Source organism: Corynebacterium kalinowskii (assembly GCF_009734385.1).
GTDB classification, from domain to species: Bacteria; Actinomycetota; Actinomycetes; order Mycobacteriales; family Mycobacteriaceae; genus Corynebacterium; species Corynebacterium kalinowskii.
Map to the genome: position 1 here is coordinate 1,978,933 of NZ_CP046452.1, position 15,392 is coordinate 1,994,324.

Consider the following 15,392-nt stretch of genomic DNA (forward strand, 5'->3'; position numbering starts at 1 on the left):
TTTGCGGGATTGTTATGAGCTACGGCACGTTTCTTACCAGCCCCACCACCACGGGTAAGGGTCAGGCAGCGGAGCTGGCTCGGGTGCGGGCCTGTCGCCCGCATGCTCCGGGTCGGTCAGGGCAAGAATGGCGTGGTGCGCATCCACCATGCCTGCACCACATCCCTCTGGGCATTCAGTGGCGAGCTCGTAGGCAGTATTCTTGAGCAGCTGCTCAATCTGAGAAGGAGTGAGAGCCGGATCGACAGAGCGGACCAAAGCAGCCACACCGGAAACGAAAGGTGCAGCCATCGAGGTTCCTTCGTAACGCTTCCACATGTAGCCGACCGAGGTGGTCTTGCCTGCATCGACAGTCGAAAGGATGCCTGGGCCTACCGTCGTATCGCCACCAGGTGCGGTGATGTCCACAGTATCGCCCCAGTTGGAGTACTGCGCGCGCGAGCCTTCATCACTGGCAGCGCCAACAACCACTACGTTTTGGCAGTTGCCCGGCTGAGCGGTCGCTGCGTCCTCATCGTCATTGCCAGCGGAGACCACCACCACGGCGCCGTTGCCCACCGCACGGTTAATCGCGTTCTGATAAGTGCGGGAGCACTGACCTGTGCCGCCGAGGGAGAGGTTGATGATTTTGGCTGGGTTTGGATTTGCCGGGGCACCCGGCACATAGCCACCGGACGCCCAGATGATGCCATCAGCGATGTCGGACATGGCGCCGCCGCACTTGCCGAGGACGCGCACGTTCAGGATCTTTGCCTTTGGCGCAACTCCCGCGATGCCACGGCCATCATTGGCGGTAGCAGCCATAATGCCCGCTGCGTGAGTACCATGCCAGGACGAGGAGGAACCGCGCGTACGGCCGCACTCGCCTGCCTCGTACCAGTCGCCCTCATCGGTTGGGTCAGCATCGCGGCCGTCTCCGTCACGCGCCGACCAGGAGCTGCGGATGAAATCATAGCCGGGAATAATGTTGCCATTAATGTCCGGGTGGTTAGCAACGCCATTGTCCACCAGCGCGATTACTTCGCCCTCTCCCTGGGCTGGATGCTCACCCCACGCTTCGTCAACTTCCGCACCCCATTCGCCGTGCAGCCCCCACTGGTGCTTGTAGTAGCGGTCATTAGGGGCGGCGTTGATGTGCATACGCTGGTCGATTTCGACATACTCGATTTCATCTTTTGCCTCCGCTTCGTTGATGAAGTCCCGCGCCTCTTGCTGGCTCAACTTGCGGTCGGTCTTCACCACAGTCGCGCCGGTGGCGGTGACCGTCTCATCGACAGGATTCGCGCCCTTCTTGTACAGCTCTTCGTAAATGACGCTGCGCGGCGGCTCCTGAGATTGCTCCCGCGACTCACCGTTTTCGGATTGAATGGTTTGGCGCGGTTCCGAGTAGGCGACGATGAATTGATCAACACCCTCCAGATCCGGATCGATCTCAGTGTGCTCCGAAACGTCCAGCGTTTCGCTAGCTTCCGGATCTGTAGGCACTTCTTCGGGAGATGGCGCTGGCGCGGGCGCTTCGACACCGGCATCCCGGTCACTGCTACCGAAGGAGCTCTGCGCAATCGCCGGAACAGTGAGTGTGGACACAGCCAATCCGAGGCTGGCCACCAGGGATGCAATGGCACCCCTTGTACGTTTGGTCATTGAACTCTTTCCCCTCAATAAAGTAAGTGATCGCAATCACCATACCTATAAGAAAGGCCAAACAGGCGTTAAGTTTACTCTCAGTTAATGAGCTTATTGCCTTGGAATTCATCGTCTTTCTAAGAAGAAAGCAAGGTTACTTACATTTATCACACAAAAGGAGACGGCGGACGTCACCCCTAAGTGGGGGAACATCCGCCGTCGAAAAGCGCCCGTTTCGTTATGGCTTTGGTGCCAAGAAACCAACATTCTTGTAAACATCGGCGAGGGTTCGAGAGGCGATCTCTGCCGCCCGCTCCGCACCAAGGGCCAACACTCGTTCGAGTTCGCCCTTATCGGACATGTACATGTCAAAGCGCTCGCGCAGCGGCGTGGTGAAGGCCTCCAATGCGTCTGCGGTATCCGTTTTCAGAGCGCCATAGCCTTGGCCTTCGTAACCCACAACCAAGTCATCGATGGTCTTGCCGGTCAGCGCGGACTGAATCACCAACAGGTTGGACACGCCCGGCTTGTTTTCCTTGTCGTAGCGAATCTCACCGTCATTGTCAGTGACCGCAGATTTGATGCGCTTGGCAGAAACCTTTGGATCGTCGAGGAGGTTGACGCAGCCCTTCGGGTTCTCCGCAGACTTGCTCATCTTGGCGGTCGGCTCCTGCAGATCGTAGATCTTTGCCGCACCCTCCGGAATGAACCCCTCAGGTACCACGAAGGTCTTCTTAAAGCGGGAGTTGAAGCGCTCCGCGAGCGTCCGGGTGAGCTCCAAGTGCTGACGCTGATCCTCGCCCACCGGCACCACATGCGGGCGGTAGAGCAGAATATCCGCCGCCATCAGCATTGGGTAGGTAAACAGGCCGGCCGAGGTGCGATCAGCGCCGCGCTTGGCCGACTTATCCTTAAACTGCGTCATACGCGAAGCTTCACCGAAACCAGTCAGGCAGGTAAGCACCCAGCCCAGCTCGGCGTGCTGGTGCACATGTGACTGCACAAAGAGCGTCGACTTCGCCGGGTCAATGCCCAATGCCAGAAGCTGAGCCGCACCAGCGACAGTGCGGGCGCGCAGCTCCTTAGGATCTTGATCCACGGTGATCGCGTGCAGGTCCGGAATGAAGTAGAACGCCTCGTACTTGTCTTGCAAGTCAATCCACTGTTTGACCGCACCCAGGTAGTTGCCCAGGTGGTAGCTGTCAGCGGTGGGCTGAATGCCAGACAGGACTCGTTGCTTCTTCTCAGGCGCGCTAGTGTTCATGGGTTCCTAGTCTAGTGGGCGTGCGCTTTTCGACGCCCACCGGCGTGCCTACCTCATGAAAAAGACACCCGCCCCTGCGTCTGCGCCCGAGCTTCGCGCCATTACACTAATCAGTCATGACCCCAACGTTTCAGCCTGGCCAAGCAACCGTTTACAACTCCGTCCAGGACATCGCGCAGCTCACTCGCGCGCTACGTAAGACTGCCCGACCTGTTGTCCTCGTTCCCACGATGGGTGCGCTGCACGCTGGACACATTTCGCTGGTCAAAGCAGCTCAGCGGATTCCCGGCGCTGTCGTGATCGTCAGCATCTTCGTCAATCCGCTGCAGTTCGCGGAAGGCGAAGATCTGGATGCCTACCCGCGGACACTTGAGGCGGACGTCGAGAAGCTGCGGGCGGCTGGCGCTGATGCGGTGTTCGCGCCGTCGCCACGCGAGATGTACCCCAACGGCCCACGCACCGTCATCCACCCTGGTCAGGTGGGCACGATTTTGGAGGGAAAGACGCGCCCAACTCACTTCGCTGGCGTGCTGACCGTGGTCAACAAGCTTTTCCACATCACCAATTGTTCCCACGCGATCTTTGGCGAAAAGGACTACCAGCAGCTGATCGTGATCCAGCAGATGGTGACCGACCTCAACCTTGATGTCCAGGTCATCGGCGCCCCGATCGTCCGTGAGAACGACGGGCTGGCGCTGTCGTCCCGAAACACCTACCTCAGCGAAACCGAGCGGGAGCTTGCCCTGACGCTGTCGGCTGCACTGACTTCCGGCGCCTATATGGCAGGCCAGGGACCGGATGCAGTGGTCGCTGCTGCCCGCGCGGTCATCGACTCCGTGCCGGAGATCGAACTCGACTACCTCGAGCTCGCTGGCCCGCAGCTCGGCGATGTCGACCCGGAAGGCGCGAACCGTTTGCTCGTTGCGGCCCGCGTCGGCGCCACCCGGCTCATTGACAACATCGGTATCGACTTCGGTTCCGAAGAAGTCACCGGCGAGCCACGAGCCTAAAAGTTCTGCTCAGGGAGCGGGAATGTCCCGGTCTCCACGGCTTCCTTGTAGGCCGCGGCCCCGCGAGACATTTCCGCCCCCACCTGGCCAAATACCCCAACAAAGCTCGGGCGGCGCCCGCCCTCCGGTAGCGCGAGCATGTCGTGCCACACCAGCACCTGCGCATCGCACTGCGCTCCCGCACCAATACCGACCGTCGGGATCGGGCACTGCGCGGTGATCTCCGCGGCCAGGTCTGCCGGCACCATTTCGAATACGACCATGTCGGCACCCGCCTTAACGACGGCATCGACATCCTCTCGCACAGCCTGAGCGGCATCACCGCGCCCCTGAACCTTGAATCCGCCTAGCCCGTTGACGGACTGCGGGGTAAAGCCAACGTGGGCGCACACTGCTAGCCCGGCGCGCTTGAGCGCCGCAATGCGATCAGCCATGCGCACCCCGCCCTCGAGCTTGACCACGTGAGCGCCGGTGCGCTGTAACAGCTCGGTGGCGCTGCGCACGGCCTGCTCGTCGCTGGCTTCATACGAGCCGAACGGCATATCCATGACTACCAAGGCGTTCCCCGCGCCACGGACAACAGCCGCGCCGAGCATCGCCATGTCATCCAGCGTGATCGAAGTGGTGCTGCTGTAGCCCAGCATCACGTTGGCGGCGGAGTCCCCTACCAGGAGACATTCGATTCCCGCTGCGGAAAACGCCCGTGCCGATGAGTAGTCATAACAGGTAAGCATCGCCCACGGCTTGTCGCCCTTGCGCGCCTGCAGATCTGTCACGCGAACTTGCTTTGTGGGAACCAAATATCCAGACATTGCACCTACCATTGATTTCATGTTCTTCTACGATTCGGATTGCGGGTTTTGTGTGTGGAGCCTTGGGCACCTCCAGGCCCTCACAACAGACCTCCCGGCATCACCTGGCAAAGGACTATACATTCAGCGCAACGCGTATTTTGTCGATTCCGACAATCGGGTGTACCTGGGGCACAAGGCAATCTCCCAGGCTCTGCGCCACTACGGTCGCACGTCCCTGATCCGCATTGGTGGCCTGGTGCTCGGCCTTCCGATTTTTGCGCCGATCTACCGCATCATTGTGTGGAATCGGCACCGGCTCGGACCGCTCGTCGGTGCCGATACTTGCGCTCTTTAGGCGTATTCCACGTTCAGCGGCGCGTGGTCCGACCACCGCAGGTCATAGGCAGCGGCTTTGTCCACCCAGGTGCGCTGCGCCCGAGCCAGCATGTTCGCCGTGGCGGCTTGGTAATCGATGCGCCACCCTGCCCCGGTGTCGAAGGCCTGGCCTCGATACGTCCACCACGTGTGTGGCGCATCCTCTGGCTGGAGGCGACGAGCCACATCAAACCACATTGGGTTCGTCGCAGGCTGGCGCACCGGACGGTCTGAAGAGTAATTCACCGCTCCCAAGTAGGCGCCATGGGCCTGGACCTGGGACAGTTCATCTGGGAAACAACCGAATACGGAGTCCATGAAAGCACGCTCGTCAGCCAAGAAACCTGACTTCTTTTGGTTCGTCTTCCAGTTCTTTAGATCCTCGCGGCGGTGGCAAATGTTCCAATCTCCGCCAATCACCATGTCCTTGTTCGAGGCCGCAAGCTGAACCAGCTCTTCCCCGAACACATCGAGAAACTCGTACTTCTCATCCTGCTTTTCCGTGTCAGCTGATCCTGAAGGCAAATACAACGAAGCTACCCGAACGTCGCGGGTCGTTGCCTGAATGAAGCGGCCGGCGGCTTCGAACCCTGGGATGCCGATCTGGACGTCGACAAGCGGGGTGCGTGACAAAATGCCCACCCCGGCGCGTCCCTTCGCCTCAGCCTCCGCACCCGCGTAGTGCCACCCTGCATCCAGAGCGGGAGCGAGTGCTTCCAGGGTTTGCTTTTCCGATGCCCGGACTTCTTGCAACAACACCACATCAGCGGGGGTTTCATCGAGCCAGGGCAGAAATCCTCGGTTGGTTTCACTGCGCTCTTTCACTGCTGCGCGAATGCCGTTGACGTTAATCGTCGAGATGGTGAGAGTCATGGCTAAGGATTCTATCGGTCACGTTACAAGATCGGTTCTTAGCCGACGCGAGCCCGACTTTTTCTTTCTTCAGAGCTAAAGTGCACCCAGGCCAGATGCAATAGCCACAGCGCCAGCCCACCCTCAGCAAACATGGCGGCCACGTCGTTGACAAAACCAAACATCATCTGCAGAAATACATTCCCACGTACCGCGCTGATAACCATCCACGAAACGGCGAAAAATAGGTAAGCAAAGCCGCACACGCGTGGCAGCCGAGTGTCTTCCAATACGAGGAAAGCCGCGATCAGACAGCCCAGCGGAAAAAGGATCTGCGAAAAGCGTTGGGGAGCTTCGATAAGCAGGTAGTTATGAACGTCGTTGTTCGACTCCCACACATAGAACAGGCCACCTACGACCGCAATGATTGCTTGAACGATGGCCCACCCGGCCCGACGCTCCCAAAACCAGCTGACCAAAATGAGAGCTACGAAAACCTGATTGAGCCCACCTCCCAGACGCCACAGATTCGGATTCAGCCAACCAGGTTGCACTGCAACACCCAACACCTGCCACAAGAATCCGACCACAACGGTGCCAGCATAGAGAACAGCGGCCCACGCCTCGCGACGCGATAAGTCGTTCTCTACTTCGCTCACACCTAGGTTCCGTTCACGTCTTTCACGGCAAAATATGTTGATTCTGCCATTTTAAGACTTCGCCGCCGAAGTAGCACTGTTGGTAGCCACACGACGAGTGCCGCTATCGCCATTGCAGCTCCAGCGAGGGATGGCGCTGCATAGGAATACCCCGCCGCAATCACGGCACCGCCCAGAGCTGCACCTGCTGCATTAGCTAGGTTAAGCGCTGAGTGATTCAAAGCCGCGGCTAAGGTTTGCGCCCGCCCAGCGACGTCCATCAGCCGAATTTGCAGCTGTGGCACCAGCGCCGACCCGAAGAATCCGATGACACCGAACATGATCGTGCCTGAAATGGGATGCGCAGACAGGACATAGAAACCGAGCATCACAGCCACGATGGCAGTCAGCGTCACACCGATACCGATCTCCAGGTTCCGGTCTGCCAGCCAGCCGCCAAAAAGGTTGCCGACCAAACCGCCCGCCCCATATGCGGCCAGCACTACCGGGATCAGCACAGGATCCATCGCAGCCCGGGTCGGATCGGTCATCGTCCACGCAATGTAGGTGTACACCGCGAACATGCCACCGAAACCCACAGTGCCCATTGCGAGAGTGAGCCACACCTGGGACCTAGCCAGCGCACCCAACTCTGTGGCCGCCGATGTCGGCTTCATCTTCGTCATATGTGGCATAAAGAACCACAGCGCGAGAACCGTCGCCAGACCTGCCGCCACGACAAGGCCATAGGCCGCCTTCCAATGAATTACCTGGCCCAGCCACTGAGCGAAGGGAACACCGCCAATAGTTGCGGCGGAAAATCCAACGCCCACCAAGGCCAAAGCTCGACCCCGCTGCCCCGGTGGAGCCATCGATGCCGCGCACAGTCCCGAAACCGAGAAGAAGGCTCCGTGGGGCAATCCGGTAATGAAACGAGCGAGCAGCAGCCAACCGTAACCAGGAGCCAAGATAGTCAAGCTGTTTCCAACAACGAAAAATGCCATGAGTATCAACAGCAGTCGGCGACGCGGAATGAAGCCCGTCAATGTGGTGATCAGTGGCGCTCCCACCACGACGCCAAGCGCGTAGGCCGAAATGATGTGCCCGGCGCGGTCCTCTGACATCCCGTAGTCATCCGCGATCAAAGGGAGCAAACCCATCGAGACGAACTCAGTAGTACCGATACCAAAACCACCCAAAGCGATCGCGATCATGACGATAGTTCGTTGAGTTGGCGTGATGTCTGATTGCCGGGGAAGAGCCCTACGTTGCCACGATGGAGAGGTAAATTTCACGCTGCCACACGCTACACCTTCGCGACCGCTACCGCACTTTCCGTCTTCATTTTCTCGATCGCGTAAAACGCCCACAGTATTAAGGCGATGGTGGCATTCGCGCCCACGAATTCAGTAAGGAGCCCCAATGGTGTGCTTAGACGGACCCCGACTCCTGGGATTAGCGATATGAGCCAAAAAGCTCCCGCTAGTAAGTACCCCGCACCGATAAACCTACGAAACCCTCCCACTCGTATTAAGGCGCAGCCAAAGAACATAAAGGCGACAGGGATAGCAAAATCGGAAATCGGGCCTAGGAGTCGGCCCCCTTCGGTGGCAGCGAGGAAAGTCCCATCAATCACCCCCACCGAGAGCAAAAAGACAAATGCCACTATCGAATACGGAAACCTTCGAAATAGCGTGAGCGAGAACAAGACATAACCACACAAATACAGCGCCACGGAGGTCATGTGCAGCGGGCGCGCATTTTCGCCTGCAACCCAAATACCCAATGCAATCCCCGTACACACGACGTGAATTAACAAAATTGACGCACCCAACCGGGCGTACTTTTGTTCAAAGTGAGTAAGAATGATTTCGCCTTAAACGATTAACTGCTTCCCTACTGGCGAATTCTAACAACAACCGTGAGTGCAGCACTCCCAATCTCGATTCTCAGGGGTATCTCACCCTACCCCGCAAGGCAGTACCTAGGTTGAGCTAGATCACAGGGGTGCCCTTAAATCGATGACCACTTGGATAAAAAGGTATCGTGGGAACCTGTACTGCACATTTTTTAAGGGAGTTACATTGGCAAAGATCATTTACACCCGCACTGACGAAGCCCCGTTGCTCGCGACCTACTCGCTGAAGCCAGTAGTCGAGGCATTCGCTTCCACCGCTGGTATCGAGGTTGAGACCCGCGACATCTCTCTCGCAGGCCGCATTCTCGCCCTGTTCCCGGACTTCTTGACCGACGAGCAGAAAGTTGACGACGCCCTCGCAGAGCTGGGCGACTTGGCGAAGACTCCAGAAGCCAACATCGTTAAGCTGCCTAACATTTCCGCTTCCGTGCCACAGCTCAAGGCTGCCATCAAGGAACTGCAGGCACAGGGCTACGCCCTCCCTGAGTTCCCTGACGCACCTGAGACTGATGAGGAAAAGGACATCCGCGCTCGTTACGACGCTGTCAAGGGTTCCGCTGTGAACCCAGTGCTGCGTGAGGGCAACTCTGACCGTCGCGCCCCAATCGCGGTGAAGAACTTCGCCAAGAAGCACCCACACCGCATGGGCGCTTGGACTGCAGATTCCAAGACCAACGTAGCCACCATGGACGCTGATGACTTCCGTTACAACGAACAGTCCGTCATCATGCCAGCAGCCGATACGCTGACCATCAAGCTGATCAAGGCCGATGGCACCGAAGAAATCCTGAAGCAGGAGCTGAAGGTCCTCGAGGGTGAAGTTATTGACGCCACCGTCATGCGCGTCGCTGCTCTGGATAAGTTCCTGGAGGCACAGATCGCTCGTGCTAAGGAAGAGGGCGTCCTCTTCTCCACCCACCTCAAGGCAACCATGATGAAGGTCTCCGACCCAATCATGTTCGGCCACGTGGTTCGCACCTTCTTCAAGGACGTTTACGCACAGTACGGCGAGCAGCTCCTGGCAGCTGGCCTCGACGGCGAGAACGGCCTCGCAGCCATCTACTCCGGCCTCGCAGAGCTGGAGAATGGCGAAGAGATCAAGGCAGCTTTTGAAAAGGGCTTCGCGGAAGGCCCAGCAGTTGCCATGGTGAACTCCGACAAGGGCATCACCAACCTGCACGTTCCTTCAGATGTCATCGTGGATGCTTCCATGCCTGCCATGATCCGTACCTCCGGTCACATGTGGAACGCTGCTGGCGAAGAGCAGGATACCCTGGCAGTACTGCCAGATTCCTCCTACGCAGGCATCTATCAGGTCGTCATCGACGACTGCAAGAAGAACGGCGCATTCGATCCAACCACCATGGGCACCGTCCCTAACGTTGGCCTGATGGCTCAGAAGGCTGAAGAGTACGGCTCTCACGACAAGACCTTCAAGATCTCCGCAGCTGGCAAGGTTGTTGTAGTCAACGCTGCCGGCGACGTCCTGACCGAGCATGAGGTTTCCGAAGGCGATATCTGGCGCGCTTGCCAGGCCAAGGATGCCCCAATTCAGGACTGGGTCAAGCTTGCTGTCAACCGTTCCCGCCTCTCCGGCATGCCTGCAGTGTTCTGGCTCGACCCAGAGCGCGCTCACGACCGCAACCTGACGGCACTCGTCGAAAAGTACCTGAAGGATCACGATACCGAGGGCCTGGACATCCGCATCATGTCTCCAATGGAGGCAACCCAGTTCACCATCGACCGTATGCGCAAGGGCGAAGACACCATCTCCGTTACCGGCAACGTGCTGCGTGACTACAACACCGACCTGTTCCCAATCCTCGAGCTCGGCACCTCTGCCAAGATGCTCTCCATCGTGCCTTTGATGGCCGGTGGCGGCCTGTTCGAGACCGGTGCTGGCGGTTCTGCGCCTAAGCACGTTGAGCAGCTCGTGAACGAGAACCACCTGCGCTGGGACTCCCTCGGCGAGTTCCTCGCACTGGCTGAGTCCCTCCGCCACTTCGCTAACTCCGCTGGCATCCAGAAGGCTGCCGTGCTTGCCGACGCCCTCGACAAGGCTACGGAGAAGCTTCTCGACGAGAACCTCTCCCCTTCCCGCAAGGCCGGCGAGATCGATAACCGTGGCTCCCACTTCTACCTGACCAAGTTCTGGGCAGAAGAACTGGCCGCACAGTCCGAGGATGCCGAGCTCGCTGGTCTGTTCCAGCCAGTCGCCGCTTCCCTGGCTGCTGCTACTGCAGAGATCGAAAAGGACCTCCTGGACAACCAGGGCTCCGCTGTTGACCTCGGTGGCTACTACGCACCGAACGAGGAGAAGGTCACCGCTGTCATGCGCCCTTCCGCTAAGTTCAACGAGATCATCGACGCTCTGAAGAAGTAACGCGCCGACAAAATTGGCCCCTAGTTCGGATTCCCACTCAAAGTAAGGATTCGAACTAGGGGCCTTTTCGGCTTTGCTTATCTACAGTTCCTTTGCTGGTACGAATTCGTAACCAAGGCCCTCGATGCCGTCAACAATCTCTTCCAAGATCTTGATGTCCAGGAACGGGTGGAAGAAGAAGCTAGCGGTTGCTTCTCGCACCACTGAGTTCTTTTCCGCATTGCCCACAAGCAGTGAAGGTGGACGCGCCGCGTGGTTATTTAGCATCTGGACTGATGGATTACCGATGTTTTCCGGCAGCACGGTACCACCGTAGACATCGCTAACCGAGTACGGCAGGATCTGGGTAAGAGACGTGAAGAAATCCTGGTTCTTTCCGGTGATAAGCCCGGAATAGTAATCGGTTTGTTCGTAACGGTATTCATAGTTTTGCGCCATCGCCTCGTAGGCGTTGGGGGTGGCGCCGTAGTGTGGCGTTTCGAAGATGTCAGGTTCGCCGAGTCCTGCCGCAACGAATGCCTGTCGGCCGCGCTCGATACGATCGGCGTGATCGGACACCTCATCATTAATCAGCGGTCCGGTGAGCTGTACCCAGGATTCCTGCTTGCACTCTTCAAACACCCACGGCTTCGAGTCTTGGGTGCTACAGCGGGAGCGCAGGAACTCATAGTCGGCAGCGCTGGCAGCACCCGGATATGGGTTTTGCATTGCGCCATATTGGTGAGTGGTGCCGTGCTGGATCAAAGTGCCACCCTTTGACTGCATGTATTTCAGCGCCTCGACGACCTTCGGGCGATCCTTGAGCTCTAGGCCAACGTGTCGATCATCTTTCGGATCCCTCGTTTCTGCCACGTAGAACGGGATGACAGCAACTTGGAACGGCACGTTTCGACTGCCGAGGAAGTCCGCAACGCGACGAAGGTCATCGGGATTCGACATCGCGCTGACGTCCTCGATACGCACTGCCGCCTTTTGCGTGCGTGGCGCTTCCGGAGCGAGCAGATCGAAATACAGGTCAGCGAAGGCTAGGTAGTGAGACCCTTCCTGTTGCCACTCGAAAGGAAGGTCATTTACATAGGTAATGTTCCCAGTGCGAACTGCCCAGGGGAAGCTCTCCCCTGGCGCGCCAGCACAGGCCTTTGGAGTTTCCTTCGATCCGCAAAGCGCGGTGCCTAGAACCTCGACCTTAGCCGGATCAGTGATTGCAGGCAGCAACATTTCGCGACTCTTCTCGTGTCGGGAAAGCACCTGTCCCTTGTATTCAATCGCCGTGATTTTGTCTGCGCTGTTGTGCTGAAAGGCATGTGGATCAATGCCATATTTTTCAATAAAGGCAGCTTCTTCCGGGGACTCATCCACGCCAGCAAGCTTTTCCAAGTTGCTATTGGCCCATAACACCTTCTTGTCACCCTTTAAGATGTCGTCTCTCAGGGCTGCCGGGATTTCTTGGCCATAATCGTATCCCTGATAAATGAGCGCATCGTACTGGTCGATCTGACCGGGTTGGTAGTCACCAATCGGAAGCACGGAAACCTTACCGAAGTGGGTAGCGAGGTTTCCGGCCAGCATTCCTAGTACCTCGCTGTCGCCGGAAGCGCCGTCGTAAAGCACCAGCGTGTGCTTGCCGCCATCTTTTCCATAAGTGCTGTCAAAAACAGAACTAGAGTACAAAGGCTCGAGGTCATCCTTGCCCTTGAGCGGGTCGACAAAACTCTTGGCCACTGGAGAATTCAAACCGGGCTCTGCGTCATCATCAAGTACAAAGAAAACGACCGTCATAGCTGCAATCACGCTCAGGACAGCGATGATGGCTAATAAAATCCCAGCTTTTTTACTGCTAGTAGCCATATTGGTCGATTCCATGATGCTCCGTTCGTTGCGATTTAGTTGTAAGTCTTTAAGTCAGTGAAAGTGACGCGCGCGTCTTCTGTGTACAGGCCAATGGCGCCACCAAAGTAAGGGCTCTCTTCGTCGGTGAACTCACCCAGTTGCTGCCCATTAGCGAAGAACCGCATGGTCGTGCCCTCGTGAATCACGTGGACGCGGTGTTCCTGGTTCAGCGCGAATGTCGGCTCATGTCCAGATGCGAGGAATCGCTGCGCCCCTGGATACGCAGGATCTTGCTTGGATAGTTCCCATCCGTTGGGCTTCAGGGCGAGCGCATAAAAGCGATTATTGTCCTCATAGTTCCACAACACCCAACCCACTTCCCATGGGTTGGGTTCACCCTTACGCACCTGCTCTTCAGTGTTCACCGTGATTTCAAAATCAACCTTTTCACCGAATTCTTTATCGGTGTGGACCAGGCAGGCGTGGGTCACGGAAGCGTCTTCGGCAGACTTTGGGTACATCGTGACTGAATCGTCATTACCTGTCACGGCTCCGTGCCCGTCAAATGCTAGATGCCATTGACCATAGGTTTTGCCCTGTTCCCATTGGCGGTTCTGCTGGCTTTGCTGCAGTTCGTCTGGTGTGCAACTTGTTCCGGTGCTCAAGACAATTCCGATCGATAAGGCTGCAAAAAACGATTTTCCCATACGCATAAGTGTCCCCTAACGAGTTAGGTTTTCACGTTGCGACGTGCTTGATGTGGTGCCAATTGGATCGATTTCTGGACCCTTCGATTCAATAGCGAGAGACTCCTCAGGTTCCTCGGAGTGTTCCTCCGCAACTCGCTCAGTCTTGGCCCAACCGTGCTGTCCGCGAATTTGACGCCACAGTGCCTTCCATCCCGCGATTCCCCACAGCTGAGCATAGAAAACGTAGACGTGGCAGAGCAGGAAAGACTTGAAGAAGTTGAGCTTTGGTTCTTTTCGGAGGTAGATAAGGCTCAAAACCAAAGTCGGGCCGACCGCGAACAGATAGATGAAAGCGTAGCGCCAGTCCACATAGGTGCTGCCTTGGAATAGGCCGAGGACAAAGGAAATGATCCAGATCATGAACGAGAAAGTAAAGAAGGTGACGCATAAGAGTACGACCGGGCTGACAATCACCACGAAGATATCAACGCGGGTAGGTCCCCATAGTCGAGTGAGAACGTTCGGAATCTGACCCCATGCCTGAAGATAGCCCTGGAACCAACGAGTACGCTGACGAATCCAACGGCCAAGATCTTCTAATCCCTGTTGGTGAACGGCGACCTTAGGACAGTACGCCAGTTTGAACCCGAGCAAGTGCAAGCGAACGCCAAGGTCCAAATCCTCTGTGAGGGAGTCACTCCATGGGTCGCGCCCAAGTAGGCGTAACGCCGACACGCGCACAAACTGACCATTGCCGCCCAAGCCAACGCTGTCGAAGCGAACTCGTCCCCGCTGGAATACCTCTGTATAGAGCACAAACTCAAGATCCTGCATGCGGGCGAGCAGGTTGCTCACGCGGTTGTTAATACGAACGCCAATTTGTGCGCCTGCGAGCTCAGGATCATCGAAAGCTGGGAGCACGTAGTTGAGCGATTCCGGTTCCATACGTCCGTCAGCATCTACAACTACGATGATGGTGTTTTCCGGGTCAATATTGGGATTCAGGCCACCGTCGTAAATGAACTGGAATGCGGCGTTGAGTGCTTTACCTTTGCCTTTTCGCGCGTTGGGCAAGGTGCGCTGAAACAGGTGCACTCGCGGGTCATCAATCGACTTAATGATGTCGCCCGTGCCGTCGTCGGAACCATCGTCAATGACAACGATGCTGAGCTTGTCGTAATCCAGAGTGAGCAGTCGACGAACCGATGCTCCCACCACAGTGGCCTCGTTCAGGCAGGGCATGACGAAAACTACTTCAGGTTTATTGCCCCGATAAGTACGGTAGTCACGTGGTTGCCATTCGGACCGGCCGACTCGGGACAAAATCATCAGCACGACAAGGTACAACAAGGACAGCAGAATTACTCCCAGTGAAATCACCAGGACAAAATCGATTACTTGACCGTTGAAGTGCAGCATGACTGACTCTTAAACGGCTTTCCGCTCGATTGCGCGCTGCAGGCCGGCCGGGGCGGTTTCCAGGCTTTCAATGCGAGATTGCAGCTCGGATCGGTAGGCCAGTGCGGCCCGGCGGCGTTGGCCCGCTGGACGCCAAGTAAGAACGATGACGAGCAGGCTTGCGACGAATCCGGCGAGCGCAAGCGCCGCGCCGAACTCAAGAAGCACACGTGCGGTCGCGTAAACCACATCAATGATAAGAGTTAGATTAATAGCCATACTGAATCATGATCCTTATGTGTAGCCGAGGCAGCCCCAACATGGAGCAGCTATTGGCAAAACAGAGAAATCTTGCCTTAGACGATAGCGCCCTTCCTGAAAGATAGGTAGTTGCAACTTAACATAGGCCAAGAAGCGCTTCTAGTTAATCTCAGGATTCAAAAGATCCTTATGATTTTCATTTCCAGGCAATATTTACCGATATGTGACCTGAAGCAATGTCCACCTGAGATATAGGTAAGTTTTACCAGATAATTGACGAATGCTAACCATATGATCACATCAGTTTAAGATCACTGTTGACATGTCATATTTATAATTGCACACCCCCGTTAG

At 56.9% G+C, this 15,392-nt stretch carries 13 protein-coding genes; 3 read left to right on the top strand and 10 right to left on the bottom strand.

Features of this window, described 5'->3' with window-relative positions:
• Window positions 1-33: 33 nt before the first annotated feature.
• Window positions 34-1,644, bottom strand: a complete 1,611-nt coding sequence (locus tag CKALI_RS09430; protein WP_156193109.1) for a S8 family peptidase — start codon at window positions 1,642-1,644, stop codon at window positions 34-36.
• A 220-nt stretch (window positions 1,645-1,864) separates the two neighbouring features.
• The gene (gene trpS, locus CKALI_RS09435; protein ID WP_156193110.1) at window positions 1,865-2,890 is read right to left on the bottom strand and encodes a tryptophan--tRNA ligase; all 1,026 of its coding nucleotides are present in this window, start codon (window positions 2,888-2,890) and stop codon (window positions 1,865-1,867) included.
• 116 nt (window positions 2,891-3,006) lie between these two features.
• On the opposite strand from trpS, the gene panC reads away from it, so the two are divergent.
• Window positions 3,007-3,900 carry a pantoate--beta-alanine ligase gene (gene panC, locus CKALI_RS09440; RefSeq protein WP_156193111.1) on the top strand — a complete coding sequence of 298 codons (894 nt, stop codon included), beginning with the start codon at window positions 3,007-3,009 and terminating at the stop codon, window positions 3,898-3,900.
• Here panC and panB read toward each other — a convergent pair.
• Window positions 3,897-4,712: a 3-methyl-2-oxobutanoate hydroxymethyltransferase gene (gene panB, locus CKALI_RS09445; protein WP_156193112.1), complete on the bottom strand. Its 816-nt coding sequence runs from the start codon at window positions 4,710-4,712 to the stop codon at window positions 3,897-3,899. The two genes, panC and panB, sit on opposite strands and share 4 nt — an antisense overlap.
• Window positions 4,713-4,731: 19 nt before the next feature.
• Between panB and CKALI_RS09450 the strand changes: the two genes are divergently transcribed.
• On the top strand, window positions 4,732-5,049 hold the full coding sequence (locus CKALI_RS09450; RefSeq protein WP_156193113.1) for a thiol-disulfide oxidoreductase DCC family protein: 318 nt from the start codon (window positions 4,732-4,734) through the stop codon (window positions 5,047-5,049).
• Here the strand turns inward: CKALI_RS09450 and CKALI_RS09455 are convergent.
• The 3 genes from CKALI_RS09455 to CKALI_RS09465 are packed head-to-tail and all read right to left on the bottom strand — an operon-like array spanning window position 5,046 to window position 7,773.
• On the bottom strand, window positions 5,046-5,942 hold the full coding sequence (locus tag CKALI_RS09455; protein WP_156193114.1) for an exodeoxyribonuclease III: 897 nt from the start codon (window positions 5,940-5,942) through the stop codon (window positions 5,046-5,048). The genes CKALI_RS09450 and CKALI_RS09455 overlap by 4 nt on opposite strands.
• 38 nt (window positions 5,943-5,980) lie before the next feature.
• Window positions 5,981-6,580, bottom strand: a complete 600-nt coding sequence (locus CKALI_RS09460) for a hypothetical protein (protein ID WP_156193115.1) — start codon at window positions 6,578-6,580, stop codon at window positions 5,981-5,983.
• 2 nt (window positions 6,581-6,582) lie between these two features.
• Window positions 6,583-7,773 (bottom strand): MFS transporter, encoded by a 1,191-nt coding sequence (locus CKALI_RS09465; protein ID WP_156193116.1) that lies wholly within the window; start codon window positions 7,771-7,773, stop codon window positions 6,583-6,585.
• Window positions 7,774-8,643: 870 nt separating this feature from the next.
• Here CKALI_RS09465 and CKALI_RS09470 point away from each other — a divergent pair.
• Window positions 8,644-10,860 (top strand): NADP-dependent isocitrate dehydrogenase, encoded by a 2,217-nt coding sequence (locus CKALI_RS09470; RefSeq protein ID WP_156193117.1) that lies wholly within the window; start codon window positions 8,644-8,646, stop codon window positions 10,858-10,860.
• A gap of 81 nt (window positions 10,861-10,941) precedes the next feature.
• On the opposite strand, the gene CKALI_RS09475 is transcribed toward CKALI_RS09470, so the two are convergent.
• From CKALI_RS09475 to CKALI_RS09490, 4 genes are all read right to left on the bottom strand, one after another.
• Window positions 10,942-12,639 carry a polysaccharide deacetylase family protein gene (locus tag CKALI_RS09475; RefSeq protein WP_197079677.1) on the bottom strand — a complete coding sequence of 566 codons (1,698 nt, stop codon included), beginning with the start codon at window positions 12,637-12,639 and terminating at the stop codon, window positions 10,942-10,944.
• Window positions 12,640-12,743: 104 nt separating this feature from the next.
• Entirely contained in the window at window positions 12,744-13,397 is a 654-nt protein-coding gene (locus CKALI_RS09480) for a calcium-binding protein (RefSeq protein WP_156193119.1), read from the bottom strand.
• Window positions 13,398-13,412: 15 nt separating this feature from the next.
• On the bottom strand, window positions 13,413-14,798 hold the full coding sequence (locus CKALI_RS09485) for a glycosyltransferase family 2 protein (RefSeq protein WP_156193120.1): 1,386 nt from the start codon (window positions 14,796-14,798) through the stop codon (window positions 13,413-13,415).
• Window positions 14,799-14,807: 9 nt separating this feature from the next.
• The gene (locus CKALI_RS09490; protein WP_156193121.1) at window positions 14,808-15,056 is read right to left on the bottom strand and encodes a hypothetical protein; all 249 of its coding nucleotides are present in this window, start codon (window positions 15,054-15,056) and stop codon (window positions 14,808-14,810) included.
• Window positions 15,057-15,392: the final 336 nt, after the last annotated feature.